The sequence below is a fragment of the Fulverythrobacter ferritrahens genome, assembly GCF_020539485.1.
GTDB classification, from domain to species: domain Bacteria; phylum Pseudomonadota; class Alphaproteobacteria; order Sphingomonadales; family Sphingomonadaceae; genus Andeanibacterium; species Andeanibacterium ferritrahens.
The window spans coordinates 1,664,838-1,679,882 of the sequence record NZ_JACDXU010000001.1; the positions used below are offsets into that span (position 1 = coordinate 1,664,838).

The 15,045-nt window shown below is 61.2% G+C and carries 11 protein-coding genes; 8 read left to right on the plus strand and 3 right to left on the minus strand.

Annotated elements, in window-relative coordinates; genetic code table 11:
- Window positions 1-134 precede the first annotated feature (134 nt).
- Complete coding sequence (locus H0274_RS07890; protein WP_226794384.1) at window positions 135-2,525, minus strand: TonB-dependent receptor; 2,391 nt, start codon at window positions 2,523-2,525, stop codon at window positions 135-137.
- Window positions 2,526-2,704: 179 nt separating this feature from the next.
- Between H0274_RS07890 and H0274_RS07895 the strand changes: the two genes are divergently transcribed.
- A complete protein-coding gene (locus H0274_RS07895) occupies window positions 2,705-3,172 on the plus strand; it encodes a MarR family winged helix-turn-helix transcriptional regulator (RefSeq protein ID WP_226794385.1) in 468 nt (155 codons plus the stop codon).
- A gap of 18 nt (window positions 3,173-3,190) precedes the next feature.
- Here H0274_RS07895 and H0274_RS07900 read toward each other — a convergent pair whose 3' ends face one another.
- Window positions 3,191-3,733 carry a CinA family protein gene (locus H0274_RS07900; protein WP_226794386.1) on the minus strand — a complete coding sequence of 181 codons (543 nt, stop codon included), beginning with the start codon at window positions 3,731-3,733 and terminating at the stop codon, window positions 3,191-3,193.
- 150 nt (window positions 3,734-3,883) lie between these two features.
- Window positions 3,884-5,989 (minus strand): phosphocholine-specific phospholipase C, encoded by a 2,106-nt coding sequence (locus H0274_RS07905; protein ID WP_226794387.1) that lies wholly within the window; start codon window positions 5,987-5,989, stop codon window positions 3,884-3,886.
- A gap of 156 nt (window positions 5,990-6,145) precedes the next feature.
- On the opposite strand from H0274_RS07905, the gene H0274_RS07910 reads away from it, so the two are divergent.
- The 7 genes from H0274_RS07910 (at window position 6,146) to H0274_RS07940 (ending at window position 14,968) form a co-directional block, all read left to right on the plus strand.
- Entirely contained in the window at window positions 6,146-7,312 is a 1,167-nt protein-coding gene (locus H0274_RS07910) for a phosphatidylinositol-specific phospholipase C1-like protein (RefSeq protein ID WP_226794388.1), read from the plus strand.
- Window positions 7,313-7,463: 151 nt separating this feature from the next.
- The gene (locus tag H0274_RS07915) at window positions 7,464-10,220 is read left to right on the plus strand and encodes a TonB-dependent receptor (protein WP_226794389.1); all 2,757 of its coding nucleotides are present in this window, start codon (window positions 7,464-7,466) and stop codon (window positions 10,218-10,220) included.
- Window positions 10,221-10,290: 70 nt separating this feature from the next.
- Window positions 10,291-10,929, plus strand: a complete 639-nt coding sequence (locus H0274_RS07920; RefSeq protein ID WP_226794390.1) for a sulfotransferase family 2 domain-containing protein — start codon at window positions 10,291-10,293, stop codon at window positions 10,927-10,929.
- Window positions 10,926-11,549: an aspartyl/asparaginyl beta-hydroxylase domain-containing protein gene (locus tag H0274_RS07925; RefSeq protein ID WP_226794391.1), complete on the plus strand. Its 624-nt coding sequence runs from the start codon at window positions 10,926-10,928 to the stop codon at window positions 11,547-11,549. The genes H0274_RS07920 and H0274_RS07925 overlap by 4 nt, the downstream gene beginning before the upstream one ends.
- A complete protein-coding gene (locus H0274_RS07930) occupies window positions 11,546-13,465 on the plus strand; it encodes a tetratricopeptide repeat-containing sulfotransferase family protein (protein ID WP_226794392.1) in 1,920 nt (639 codons plus the stop codon). The genes H0274_RS07925 and H0274_RS07930 overlap by 4 nt, the downstream gene beginning before the upstream one ends.
- 3 nt (window positions 13,466-13,468) lie before the next feature.
- Window positions 13,469-14,419: an aspartyl/asparaginyl beta-hydroxylase domain-containing protein gene (locus tag H0274_RS07935; protein WP_226794393.1), complete on the plus strand. Its 951-nt coding sequence runs from the start codon at window positions 13,469-13,471 to the stop codon at window positions 14,417-14,419.
- Between the two features lie 120 nt (window positions 14,420-14,539).
- The gene (locus H0274_RS07940) at window positions 14,540-14,968 is read left to right on the plus strand and encodes a hypothetical protein (RefSeq protein WP_226794394.1); all 429 of its coding nucleotides are present in this window, start codon (window positions 14,540-14,542) and stop codon (window positions 14,966-14,968) included.
- The last annotated feature ends 77 nt before the right edge of the window (window positions 14,969-15,045 follow it).

Genomic DNA, 15,045 nt, shown 5'->3' on the forward strand with positions numbered 1-15,045 from the left:
GCGTTCCGATTAAGGAGAACCGGCTCAATCCCATCGATGCGAGATAGGCAGTTCAGCCCTTGCCGATGGCTATCATCGCACGAAAACCGAAAGCCGCCCTTCGTTGCCGAGGGACGGCTTTCGGCTATTATTCGTCAGAAATCCGCAGAAACCTGGACGAACCAGTTTCGCGGACGCGCGTAGATTTTTTCTGCATAGCCCAACGTGCCGAGCGAGGCATTGCCCTGGATCAGGTAACGCTCGTCAAACACGTTCATAACACCGGCGGTAAGCTTCCAGCCGCTATCGTCATTGGCCAGTGACACGGAAACATTGCCCGTGAAATAGCCGTCCTCCTCGATCTCCGGAACGCTGCCGGTGATGAAGGTGATCTTGGAAGTGTAGCTGCCATCGAAGCGCGGCGTCAGCGAGAGGCTGTCCGTCAACGGGAATTCATAGGCCAAGCCGAAACTTCCCTGGAATTCCGGCGTGAACGGCAGATCATCCGCCGGAGTAACGGTCGCGGTCGCACCCGGAACCGGGGTGATGCTCAGGATATCGTCATCCAGCACGCTGGCAGATGCATCGAACCTGAAGCCGCCGGAACGATAGCTCACTTCGCCTTCAAGGCCCTGGATACGGGCCTTGCCCGCATTGAACAGCAGCGGCACCACACCCTGACGGAAGATCAGCTGGATGTTGTTATAATTGGCGATGAAGGCCGCGGCGTTGAACCGGAAATCGCCCAGATCGAACTTGGCCCCGATTTCGTAGCTCTCGACTTCTTCCTCGTCGAAGGGAACCGGCACATTGCCCGGAGGGGCAGCGTTGTAGCGCGTATTGAACCCGCCCGATTTGAAGCTGCGCGAATAGGACGCATAGGTGCTGACCTGATCGCTCCAGGAATAGCGAATGCTGGCCGAGCCGGTCACTGCATCGAAACTGTCCTTGAACGGACGGTTGTAGATGAACAGCGGGCCACCCTCGGGAACGGCCTTGGTAGGCAGCGGATCGGGATCAGGCAGGGTCGCCGGGAAGAGGTTCAGCACCGTGCCGGTGAAGGTCTTCTTATCCCGCGTGTAACGAAGGCCGCCCGAAATTTCGAGCTGTTCGACTGGATTGACCGACAGCTCGCCGAACACGGCGATCGAGTCCGTTTCCAGGTCGGAAATCTGAAGGTCGCGCGATCCGGGCCCACCGGCCAGCATTGAATTGATGACCGGCGGCGACGGGGGGAATGCCAGCGGAACGGTTGCCCGTTCATGCGTCTTTTCGTTGAAGTAATACCCACCCAGAATGCCGCTCACGATGCTCGACTGATATTGCAGCTGCAATTCCTGGCTGACCTGATCGGACTGGGACCCCACATCGGTGGTGATCATTACGAAAGGCGTATTGTCCGCATCGCGAATGCCGCGCGATTCGGTGGAACGATAGGCCGTGATCGACTTGATCTTGAATGCCTCGGAAAGGTCGGCCTCAAGCGTGCCGGACAGGCCCCAGACTTCCGAAGTGCTCAGAACATCGGCAACGCCACCATTTACGAAATCGCCCTTCGCCTGGAAATCGTTGGCGCAGCGCGGATCGTTGATCATCGGCACGTTCGGCGCACCGAAGCGCGGATCGGTATTGGGCAGGACGAAGGGGATCGTCGCCCCCGGACAACCCGCAGCCACGCTGACGATGGCGGCAACCGGCGCCTGTTCATTAATCCCTGCGAAAACGAACGGCGCGCCATGTTCGTCACGCTTCGTATAATCGGCGCGAATGTTGAGCTTCACATCCGGGCTGGCTTCCCACAACAAAGCGCCGTTGAGGGTAAAGCTGTTGTCATCCCCCAGATCGAGCCCGTCAAAGTCCCGGATCACATAGCCATCCCGCTTGCGGAAACCGCCCGAGACGCGCGCGGCCATCGTGTCGGCAATAGGCAGGTTGAGGGCAGCGAAACCTTCATACAGATTGTTTTCGCCCACACGGAAGCGGCCATTGCCGCTGAACTCTCCCAGCTTGGGCTCCTTGGTGCGCACCAGGATCGCGCCGCCGATGGTGTTGCGGCCGAACAGCGTGCCCTGCGGGCCACGCAGCACTTCGACGCTGGCGATGTCGCCAAACTCGATTGTCCCGCCAACAGCGCGGCCGAGATAGACCTCGTCCAGATAGATGCCCACGCCCGGATCGACCGCTGCGGTGGGATCGAGTTGGCCGATGCCGCGAATGAACACCACCGAAGCGGCGGAATTGCCCGAAAGCTGGCCGGCAGGCTTGAACTGCAGGCTGGGGGTTATCTGTTCCAGATCCGACGTCTGCTGGATTTGGCGATCCCGCAATTCTTCTGCGCTGAAAGCCGAAACGGCGATAGGCGTGTCGATCAGCGCCTCATCCCGGCGGCGGGCGGTAACGACGATCGAACCGCCGCTTTCCGCCTCCCTCGCCCCGGCTTCATCCTGCGCCTGGGCGGAAGTACCGAAAGACATCGAAAGCGCCGCACTCAGTCCCAGAACGCTGGTGCGTATCATCAGCCGCGTATTGTCGCGAAATCCAAGCATTGCCTCGTCCCCTCATTGGACACCGAACCTTGCCGGCTATCCTTCAAAGGTCATTCAAGATATAGTTATTGTCAATAACCATTGACCCAAACCACTCCGAATTGGAGAGTAAGGTGCAGAACAGCCACATTGCGGCACGAACCGCTATTGGCCACCGGGATGAAAAGAGGGCCGCCAACATGGCTGCGACTGAGCGCAATGATCCAATATTGTTTGATTCTTCATATAGTTATGGACAACTAACCAGCCTGACCGGCTTTGCCCTGCGCCGGGCCAGCCTGTTGGATTTCAGCAAGTTTGGAGATTCGGTGGGGGACCGGGCGATTACGCCCCTCCGCTATTCATTGCTGGAATTGGTCGGGGCCAATCCCGGGTTGCAGCAAGTGGCACTGGCGAAAATTCTCGGCCTCTCGAAACCCGCCGCCACGCTCGGCATGGACTTCTGGGAGAAAAGGAACTGTATCTCCCGCCGCAAGGACCGGGACGACCGGCGATCCTATGGGATCTACCTCACCGAAACCGGCGAAGCCACGCTGGCACGATTGCGTGATGATGTGCGGCGGCATGACGACGAGCTGACCACCTGCCTTTCGGACGAGGAGCTACTGCAACTGCGCACCCTTCTGCGCCGGATCTACAGCGGCTGATACGACGCCTGGCCAACGTCATTTGGCGAGACGCGACGCACCGCCACCAATTCCGGCCTTGAGGATTGCGTCGTGCAATATCCGCAGCGCGGCTGCGGCGGCCAGTTGACGCCCCTCATTGCGCTCCACTTCTCCGAGATGGAACTCGCCGTGTATCTCCTGACCGGCCCGATCGCGCGCGGCGACATGCACCAAGCCGTTCTCGTGGCCTCCTGCTGGGCCAGTATATCCACTTACCGCCACTGCGACATCTGCATCGGAAATCGCCAGCGCCCGCCGCGCCATAGCCAGAGCGATCTGCGGGCTCACGGCGCCGTAACGGTCGATCTGCGCCATCGGGATGCCAAGCAGGCCGGTCTTCGCCTCGTCACTATAGGTTACAAATCCGGAGCTGAACGCGCTGCTAAGGCCTTCAATCCCGGTCAATGTCGAAGCGATCAACCCGCCTGTGCAACTCTCGGCGGAAGCGACCGAAAAGTCACGATCCACTGCCGCCTGCAGCAGATCTTCAGCCAGTTGGCTCAGGTTTCGCTCCAACTGAAGCGGCTCTTGTATATCCACCAGCACACGCTCCTCTTCCGCTTTGCCCGCACAAGCTGAAAGATATGCTCGGTGTTCCAGCAAGTATCACAAGATGGGATGGCCCGGCGTGGTCCTGCGCCGGATTGCCAACGCACGAGGCGCCCCTTTCCCGATCCACGAACGCAGGCTCTACTCCAGAGCTGCCAGTTGAAGTGGGCCAGCGCCACCGGCGGCCGGGTCGGAATAGGAAGCCGCCCCATTCTCCACATGGCCAGCCAGCCGCCAGATCTGCCCTCCGGCGGCGAACTGCCGGTCATACCAACCATGGCTTTCCGCAAGATCGAGGGGAATGCGGCGAGTTTCGCCAGCAGCGAGAACGATGGCCTTGGCGGGCGCACCATAGGCTCTGTCCGTCATACGGATCGACTGAGGCGCGGAGCCGAGATTCGTCAGGCTGAGCGCTGTCGATGAAGTTCCCCCCTGATCGACGCTGACCGAGAACACATCGCCCCGCCCTACAAGGCGCCGGTGGAAGCCATTGGGGCCGAGGACGAAGACGTCCAGATCCTCCCCCGATGCCGACAACGGATGCGCCAGTTCCTGCCCGGCGCCGACCGTATAGCGCGCGGGAACCTCTTCCAGCAGCTTGACGTCATAGACATGGAATACCGCTGCACGCTCAGCCGAATTGTTGACGAACAGCAGTGATTCACCGGTCGGCTCCCTGACCAGACGGGCATCCAGCCTGTAGGGCGTTGCCCGCCGGCGCCGCAGCCCGGTTTCCTGCACCGGGGCAGCGATCCGGGCGGGAAGCGGGGGCGGGATTTCCTCCAGAACCGATGCCCGCTCCGACAAAGCGGCAGTCTCAGGCAGGGTCGCCATGAAATCGACCGTGTCGGGCGAACCGAAATCGAAACAGGATGTCAGGTCACCGCAGACCGCGCGGCGCCATGCGCTGATATTCGGTTCATGCACGCCAAAACGCGCCTCGAGGAAGCGCAGAATACTCGTATGATCGAACACCTCGGATGCCACATGGCCACCCTTGCTCCAGGGCGATATCACATAGAGGGGCACGCGCGGGCCAAGGCCATAGGGCCGGTCGAGATAGGCCGCATCATCGGCATTTTGGGAATGAATATGATATTCATCATCAGCAGGAATGGAGGTGCCGCCCACCACGCGTCCTGAAGCGCGCGCCGGGGGAGCAGGCGGTGGCATGTGATCGAACAGCCCGTCATTCTCATCGAAATTCACCAACAGCACCGTTCGTGCCCACACATCCGGATTGGCGGTGAGCGCATCGAGTACCTGCGCGGTGTAGTCCCCGCCCTGCAACGGCGTGGAAGCGCCGGGATGTTCCGACATGGCGGCAGGCGCGACGATCCACGATACTTCCGGCAATCTTTCCGCCAGCACATCCTGCTTCAGCTCGTCGAGCTTGCGGGTGGTGATGGTCCGCCGCGTGAGAAGGTCCGCCGCGATGGCCGCCGCCCCCTTTGGCTGACGATAACGCTGAAACCCGACCACCGGATTGTCGGTGAAATTGTCCGCCATGTCCTGGTAAATCTGGAACCCGATGCCGGCGGCCATCAGACGTTCGGGATAGGTGCTCCAAAGATAGCCACCATGATGCCGCGGATCGCCCTCCAGCGTGTCATATCCATTATCTATGGCAGGGCCATTGCCGCGCCCCAGCGGGTCATGCGTGCCGCTCCAGATATAGAGCCGGTTGGGATTGGTGCTGAGATGCAATGCGCAATGATAGGCGTCACACAGAGTGAAGGCTTCAGCCAGGGCATATTGGAACGGCAGGTCCGCGCGGGTGAAATGGGCCATCGAGTGATTGTGCTTGGAGTGTGTCCAGGCCCCCATCCGACCATTGTCCCACGCCGCCTGGCTATCCGTGAAGCCGTGGGGGGTGCCCAGCGGGCGGTAGAGGCGGAAATCCACCGAAGTGTCGAGCCGGAAGGGCGCGATCAACGCCGGATCGGCCCCGGCATGCTCGTTAGGCTGGGCCAGCACCGAGCGATCCGGCGCACCGGGAAGCGGCGGAGCGGGAATTGCGAAACGATCCCCATAACCACGCACACCCCGCATCGTGCCGAAATAGTGATCGAAAGACCGGTTCTCCTGCGTGAGGATGACGACATGACCGACATCCTGCAACGTGCCCGTGCGGCGCGCAGCAGGGATTTCCAGCGCGCGAACAATGGAAGGGGCAAGCGTCGCCGCTGCACCTGCGGAGGCCATCATGTCGCGGATGAAGCTGCGGCGATCCTGCGTCATCACCATGGCCGCTTTCCCGACCGGCTGCCGTGAACAGACTTCGCACCGCCTTGCTCGTTGAAAATCACCCGTAATTCTCCTGTCTTACTCTTGTGGTCTGGACCACGGATGTGTCGGTTGGGTGACGGGAAGCAGGAAATGTGGAAGGCGGGTTTAGCTCTGGTGGCATGTTGCATCTTGTCCGGCCCGGTCTGGGGTCAGCCCTCCAGCTGTGACCTCACCGCGCCGGAAATCGAGGATGCGGGGCCAGGCTGCCTGCGCGTATGGGTGGACCATAATCTGAGGCTGAACGACATCGTCGCTGTCGGCACTCACAACAGTTACAAGGTGGAACTGCCTGAGCAGATACTGGCCATGCTCCGCGCATCCGCTCCTGAAAGCGCGGAAGAGCTGGATTATCGGCACCGCCCGCTGATGGAACAGCTGGACGCGGGCGCCCGCCAGTTGGAGATCGACGTCTATAACGACCCGCAAGGGGGGCGCTTCATTGCCCCTGCGGGCCTGCGCGCTGCGGGCATCCCCGTGGACGCGGCCCGGCTGGCGGCGCTGGCCGAGCCTGGTTTCAAGGTGATGCACGTGCAGGACATCGATGTCCTGAGTTCCTGCGTGAGCTGGCGGGTCTGCCTTGGTATCGTGCGAAGCTGGTCTCTGGCCCGCCCGGATCACGCGCCCATCCTGATCATGGTCAACGCCAAGACCGACAGGGCGGCACTGCCCGGCGGAGTGGATGCCCTGCCCTTCGATACCGCAGCCTTCGATGCACTGGACCAAGATGTCCGCGATGTGTTCCCGCCAGAAGCACTGATCACTCCCGACGATGTGCAGGGAAGCTATCCGACCTTGCGCGAGGCGGTGCTTAATAACGGCTGGCCCAGCCTCGGGACGGCCCGTGGCCGTGTCATGTTCGCGCTTGACGAGGCTGCCGCCAAGGTCGCGATCTATCGAGGCAACCGGCGATCGCTGGAGGGGCGCGTATTCTTCGTCAATACGGACGAGGCTTCGCCAGCGGCGGCCTATCTGACACTCAACGATCCCATTCTGGAAGGGGACCGCATCCGCAAGGCAGTGGCGGCCGGTTTCATCGTTCGCACCCGCGCCGATGCTGGCACCCATGAGGCAAGGGCGGGTGATTTTAGACGGCGCGATGCCGCGCTGGCATCTGGCGCGCAATTCATATCGACGGATTATCTCTGGCTGGATCCCCGGCTGCATAATGACTATCGGGTCCGCCTGCCCGGTAATGCGGCGGCGCTGTGCAATCCGTTGCGCACGGCCAGCCGTTGCGCTGGCGTGGCGGTAGAGCCCGCTGCGGGCGACAAGCAATATTAGCCCTGGGATCTGCCCAAGGGTGTCCGGATTGCGGGCACGATGTCGTTTCAGCCGAGACTGTCACAGAGGTGTAGCGGCAACCTGCTTAAGGCCGCTGGTCCAGACCAAAAACCATGGGGTAACTATAATGAATGCACTTCCTGTTCGGGTCATGAACCCGAGCAAACGCGGCCTTTTGCTGGCTGGCGTCGCGACAATCATCGCCGGCGCCGTGCCGCAGACCGCTTTCGCGCAACAGGCCGAACCGCAGGATGACGCGATCGTGGTCACCGGCTTTCGCAAGTCGCTGAGCGAAGCGCGAAATATCAAGAAAGAGGAAGTGATTCAGAAGGACGTCATCGTCGCTGAAGACATGGCGAAGTTTCCGGAACTGAATCTGGCCGAATCGCTGCAGCGCCTGCCCGGCGTGCAGATCACCCGCGAAGCGGGCGAAGGCCGCCGCATCTCGCTGCGCGGCCTCGGCTCCGATTTCGCTCGGGTCCAGCTGAACGGCATGGAAGTGCTCGGCAACGTCGACTCGGCGCAGGACAGCCGCGGCCAGCGCACGCGCGACCGCGCGTTCGACTTCAACATCTTCGCCTCGGAACTGTTCTCGCGCGTCGAAGTCGAGAAGACTTTTCAGGCGGCCCAGAACGAGGGCGGCATGGCCGGCACCGTCGGCCTCTTCACCGGCAAGCCGCTCGAATATGGCGAAGGCACCAAGGGTGCCATCTCGCTGAAGCTGGGCACCAATGAATATACCAAGGATGCGCAACCGCGCATTGCAGCCATGCTCAGCCAGAACTGGGACGACCGGTTCGGTATCCTGCTGTCGGTTGCCTATTCGAAGCGCAAGACCACCGAGCAGGGCCACAATACCTATAATTATTCCAAACCCGGCGCCGAAACCATGCAAGGCCTGGTCGACAAGGGCCTCGACATCTCTCACCTGAGTGCAGAGCAGCAGGCCAAGCTCCTGTCGGGCGACCTCTATTTCGCAGACGGCAATCGCATTTCCTCATGGAACGCGGAAGCGGAGCGTCTCGGCCTGACCGGCGCGGTGCAGTGGAAGCCGAACGACGATCTGCTGCTGACCCTCGACGTGCTGCATGGCCAGTTCACCACTCACCGGAACGAGATGCACCTCGCAACCCGTCCGCTTGCGTCGACGGGTTCAGTCGCATTCGACACGGCTGCAGGTGCTGTCTGGCCTGCCGCTTTCAAGACCCCGTCCGTCATCAACGATCTTGCATGGGACGATAACGGCTACGTCACCATGACCGACGTCACCGGGACCACCTTCGGCAGCGAGCATCGCCGTTCGCTCAACAAGAACCGTTTCGATCAGATCGCCCTGACAGGCAGCTGGGATGTGACCGACCGGCTCACCTTCGACGGTCACATCGGCTATGAAAAGTCGACCTACAAGACGCCGTATGACGACAAGTTCTACATGCGCGCCAAGGGCAATCTGGTGGCCAATTACGGCGCCGACGGCCAGTCCGCCTCGTTCGAATATCCGAACTGGGATCCCACCGATGCGACGAACTACGCAATGGACGATTTCTATTATCGCGCGTTCGACAATTCATCGGAACTGCGCGAAGGCGTGGCCAATCTGCGTTACAAGCTGAACGACGCGCTGACCTTCCGCGCGGGCGTTGCCTATCACCGCTTCTCGCAGGACGGCATCGACCTGTTCTATGACGGCAACGTCAACGGAACCCGCCCCAAGACGCGCGGCACTTCCGTGGCGGACATCACCACGGTCTTCACCAATCAGTTCGGCTCCTGGCTGATCGGCGATTACGATCTCGGCTTCGCGAAATACAATGAGTACCACCGCCTTGAGAAGAACAAGGACGGTTCGGGCGGCGCACTGCAGGACATCGAGAACGTCTACACCACCTCGGAAGAGACGATCTCCGAATATGCCCAGATGGACTGGGATAGCCAGCTGTTCGGCAAGCGTTTTCGCGGCAACATCGGCCTGCGCGGTTATCACACCAAGACCCATGGCACCGGCTGGATCCAGGGTGACAGCTACGCCTATCTCGGAACTACCGACGTAAGCGGCAGCTACTCGGGCGTGCTGCCCGCAATGAACGCCGTGCTGGAACTGACCCCCGACATGCTGGTGCGCTTCGCTGCAACGCAGAACCTGAACCGTCCCGGCATGGGTTCGATGGCGGCCAAGGGCAGCGCCTTCAAGAATGAGGATTCCGGCGAAATCACCGCCTCGCGCGGCAACCCGGAACTCAAGCCCTATAAGGACACCACGCTGGACTTCGCGGCTGAATATTACTTCGGCAAGGTCGGCCTGATTTCGGCAAGCGTGTTCCACAAGTGGATAAAGAACTTCATCGGCAACGAAACGCTGGAAGACATCCCCTTCAGCGAAACGGGCGTGCCCTATTCGACGATCCCGGGGGCCACGGCGGACACCATCGTTTCCGAATTCAACATGCCGGTCAACGTACCCGGAACGAAGAGCCTGACAGGAATCGAACTGGCCGCACAGGCCCAGTTCTCGTTCCTCCCGGCCCCCTTCGACAATCTCGGCGCGGTGGCGAACTTCACTTACGTGGATGCCGATGAGGAGATCACCGGCATTTCGAAGACCAGCTATAACGCGACGATCTATTACGAAACCGACCGCTGGGGCCTGCGTGGTTCGATGAGCCATCGCAGCCGCTGGTATTCCGGCCGCAGCGATTCCGTGATGAGCGCCAGCACCCGGGGCTTCGAGGCAACCACCTATGTTGACGCTTCGGCCTTCTACAACATCACCGATGCATTCCAGATCTCGCTCAATGCGATCAATCTGACGAATGAGAAGGACACCCAGTTCTGGGGCCAGAACCGCTACCTCTACAATCAGACCCAGAGCGGGACGACCTACATGGCCGGCCTCAGCTACAAGTTCTGAGGTAGCCACCCGTTCCACATCGTGCGCCCCCTCTCTTTGACGAGGGGGCGCATTTTTCGTGTGATGCACCATGATAGTTTCCCATCATCACCGCTTCATCTTCACGGCCGTCCCCAAAACCGGCACTCATGCCGTGCGGCAGGCCCTGCGCGAACAGATGGGTGATGAGGATATCGAACAGGTCGGCCTGTTCGTGAACAGGCGCTTCCCCTGGCCTGAACTGGCGGCGATCCAGCACGGCCACCTTTCCCTGCGGCAGCTGCGGCCGTTCCTGGGTGAGGATGCCTTCAACGGCTATTTCAAATTCGCCTTCGTCCGCAATCCCTTCGACCGCTTCGTTTCCTATTGCGCCTTCATGCTGCGCGGTGGAGACCTGTTCGAACGGCAGCCGCGAGAGGTTATGTATCACTTCCTGTTCCGGGAGCCGCCGGAGCAGCACATCCTGTTCCAGCTGCAAGCCGCGCTGCTGGTGGATGATAACGGCAAAACCCTGCTGACGGATCAGGTCGGCCGGGTGGAGGATATGCAGGGTTCCTACGATACGATCTGCGCGCGGATCGGCATTCCCTCCCGTCCGCTCGACCGTGTGAATGGCAGCAGCCATGCCGACTATCGCCGCTATTATGACCAGCCTCTGATCGATGGCATCGCCGCCCGGTATGCGCTGGATCTTGAACTGTTCGGCTATGATTTTGAGGGCGCTCGATGACCCCTGCGCGTCCCGCCGCCAATCCACGCAAGACCACCACGGTCCGCAAGCTAGGCCCAGTCGACATCGCCGCCCTGCGCGCGGCCGTTCTGGCGATCCCGGAAAGCGTGTGGGAGGTGGAAAATGCCGCAAAGCCCAACAAATTCGAAGTGCTGGACCAGACCCGCCACATCGTGTTCCGCTTCATCTCCAGCCCGCGAGACTGGCGCGGCTCTTATGATTGCCCCGCCTGGGCACAGTGGCGCGGCCTGTTGGAGCCCGTGCTGGCCAAGGCCGTTCGCACCTATGGCTATGCGCGCGGGGTCTTCCCACGCGTGATGCTGGCCCGGATGCCAGCGGGCGGAGTGATCCACCCGCATATCGACGCCAATCCCGCCGCCAAATGGCCGCACAAGATCCACATCCCCCTGCTTACCAATCCCGAGGTCATTTCGTGCTTCGGCGGGGCGGAGCACCACTTCACAGCGGGTGAGGCGGTGGAAGTCAACAATCTCGGCCCGCATTGGGTGCACAATGGTGGCCAGACCGATCGCATTCACCTGATCTTTGAATATTACGACATCGACCAACCGGAACCGGACTGGCTCGAACCGCTGCTGCGTGCGGGAAACATGCGGTGATCCTGTCTGCCGCTGCCGATGACCGCGAGGCGCTGCTGCAGGAAGCGAGAAGTATGCGCGCCGAAGGGCGGGTTCCGCAGGCACTGGCCATTCTCGCCCGGCTGGAACGACACCACCCCCGCTTCAGCCGCCTCTATGAGGAGCGCGGCCACTGCTACATCCTGCTGGGCGATGGCCCTGCCGTCATTGAGGCATTGCAGATCGCAGTGAGCCTCAACCCCACATTGCCCGCATGCTGGGATATGCTGGAGCAACTTTACCGTCTGCTGGGTGATGCCCCAAGCGCGGAAATGGCGGCTCAAAATCTGGCGATGCTGAAGCAATTGCCGCCCGAGCTGGTGGTGGCAAACAGCCTCTATTCCGATGGCGATGCCGACCTGGCGGAAGATGTCCTGCGGGCCTATCTGCAAAGGGATAGCGGCAATGTCGGCGCCCTGCGTCTGCTGGCGCGCATCTGCGCTGATCGCGATGCTCCAGCTGAAGCTGAAGCACTTCTCAAATCCGCCACTGAGCGCGCGCCGGATTACCACGAAGCACGCTTCGATTATGCGATGGTGCTGTTGCAGCAGCAAAAGCATCTGCAGGCCCGCCAGCAGGCCGAATGGCTGCTCCGTCATGTTCCTGGCAATCGCGACTATCTCAAGCAATATGCCGCCGCCTGCGTCGGCCTGGGCGACCATGAGGCCGTGATAGATCTCTACGCGCGGCTGCTCGCTGACGGGCCAGCGTCAGGCCCCGAGGCGGCGGACCTCCATCTCTGGCGGGCAAATGCCCTGAAGGTGGCGGGCAGACAGAACGAAGCGATTGCCGCCTATCACGCCTCTCTGGCGGCCTACCCCGATTATGGCGTGGCCTGGTTCAGCCTTTCCAACCTCAAGACCTATCGCTTCACCGACACGGAGATAGCGCGCATGCAGGCCGCCGAGGCGCGCGCGGATATTCAGGATATGGACCGCGTCTATTTATGCTTCGCCCTGGGCAAGGCATTGGAGGATAGGGGCGAATTCGCATCCTCATGGCGCCATTACGAGCGCGGAAATGCGATGAAACGGGCCCACGGCCCCTATCGCCCGAACACGGCCGATACCGTTAGCCAGCGCCTGAAAGAGATATTCACGCCCCAATTCTTCGCCGCGCGTACCGGCTGGGGCGTGGACGACCCCGCGCCGATCTTCATTCTGGGCCTGCCGCGATCGGGCTCGACATTGATCGAACAGATACTGGCATCCCACTCGCAGGTGGAGGGCACTCAGGAGCTGACCGACATTGGCCGCTATGCGGGCGATCTATGCGGCCGAGACACGGAGAGCGGCTTGCCCCTCGCTCCAGAGGCCCTGACGCGACTGGATGCTGGTCAGGTTCGGGCTCTGGGCGAACGGTTTCTGGCCGAAACCCGCGCCTATCGTCGGCTCGGACGGCCTTTCTTCATCGACAAGATGCCGAACAATTTCTGGCATATTGGCCTGATCCAGCTGATCCTTCCCCGCGCGACGATCATCAATGTGCGGCGCGATCCCATGTCCTGCTGTTTCAGCAATCTGAAGCAGCTGTTCGGCACCACCAACCAGCCCTTCGCCTATGGCATGGCGGACATCGCCCATTATTATGGCAGCTATCTGGGCCTGATGCGGCATTGGGATTCCGTGCTGCCAGGGCGCGTCCTGCGGGTTCATTATGAAGATGTGGTCAATGATCTGGAAGGCAGCTTGCGGCGTCTGCTGGGCCATTGCGGGCTGCCTTTCGAACCAGCCTGCCTGACCTTCCATGACACCGTGCGCAGTGTGCGAACCCCAAGTTCGGAACAGGTGCGCAGGCCCCTCGCCCGCGAGGGCCTCACCCAGTGGCGAAATTACGAGCCCTGGCTTGCCCCGCTGCGCCGAATGCTGGGCGATGCCCTGACGAGCTACAGGAACTGACCCATGCGGCTTTCACGCCCCTTCTTCCAGCTTCCCATCCTGTTCGACGTAGCCCGCCTTCAGGCTGAAGTTGCAGGCCTGCCCGAGGAAGCATGGGTGCCACATCCCGATGGAGTGCCCGGCAACAGCGCGGCGCGGCTGATCACTGTTGGCGGCGTGGAAACGGACGCGATCCACGGCCAGATGCTGCCAACGCAGTGGCTCGCGGCGATGCCCTATCTGCGGCAGGTTCTGGCAGGCTTCGGCGTAGTGTGGGGCCGCTCCCGGCTTATGCGGCTGGCGCCCGGCGTCGGCGTGCCGGAACATGCCGACATCAATTACCACTGGCACACGCGGGTGAGACTGCACATTCCCATCTTCACGCGTCCGCAGGTGCGCTTTCATTGCGACGGGGAATCCGTCCATATGGGTGCCGGAGAAGCCTGGATCTTCGACAACTGGCGGCGGCATCACGTGGCAAACGGGGCCGATGCCGAACGCATCCATCTGGTGGCAGATACTTCCGGAACGGCTGGCTTCTGGCGGTTCGCTTGCGGCCAGGTTCCCCCGCGAGAGCAATGGAAGATGGCCGCCTGGAACCCCGGGGCGGATGCCCGGCTGCAGACCGAATGCAACCAGCGCTCGCCCATAATGCCCGCAGCCGAGGTTCAGCTTCTGGTAGAGGATTTGTGCGAGGAGCTCGCCATAACGGCCGATACGCCTGAACTAAGGGCCCGTGCCACACGCTTTGCCATGCTGATGGAAAGCTTCGTGTTCGACTGGCGCCAGCTCTGCGCCCTGCATGGTATCGCAGGAACGGCTCGGCCGGAATTCCGCCATCTTGCCAGTTCCGTGCGGGAAGCCGCGGCAATGCTGGCGGACGGGCTCGTCATGCGGACGAACGACGCCGGCGCCCTGCTCGTGCTCGAAAAGCGGGTTCTGCAACATTTGGTACAGGAGGACGGGACAGTCTGATATTACGCTTGACGCATTCTGTAACATCGATAGTCTCAACATCGGTCTTTCAGAACCATATCACTGGGAGAGTGTCATCAATCATCGGGCGGTCCTCCGCCCGTTGGAGGAGACTCTTCCATGGATCGGACTTTTCTTTTCCCGGTCGAGCTGAAAACCAAACTCCATCTTTCCTGGCAGGCGCTGGCACTCACAGGTGCGATCCTCTCCGCCGCCCTTGCCTCGCCAGCCATGGCTGCTTCCGGACCGACCACCAAGGTGGTTGGATGCGGCGATCAAAGCTGCCTTTTAGTTTCCGGGCATCGCGACGATCCCACACTGCTCGTCAGCATCAACGGACAAGTGGTGGACGTGGAAGGCGGGCAGAACTGGCGGGTTCGCGTTCCAGTCGAAACGGTGCGCCAATTGTCCGCCCCTAACGCCCGGACGATCGAAGTGGGGCTGCTGACTTCAAAGGCCCAGATGGCGAGCAGTGCCAGCGTCGATCTACCGATTGGCTTGCTGGGCAACCTGACGAACCTTGCCGCGCTGGAAGTAAGAGTGCGCTAAACGCATCCTTATGCGCGTACAGACAAGAAATGGCGGATTTCCGCCAATTGTCTACTGATAGAGATAGGACTATTGCT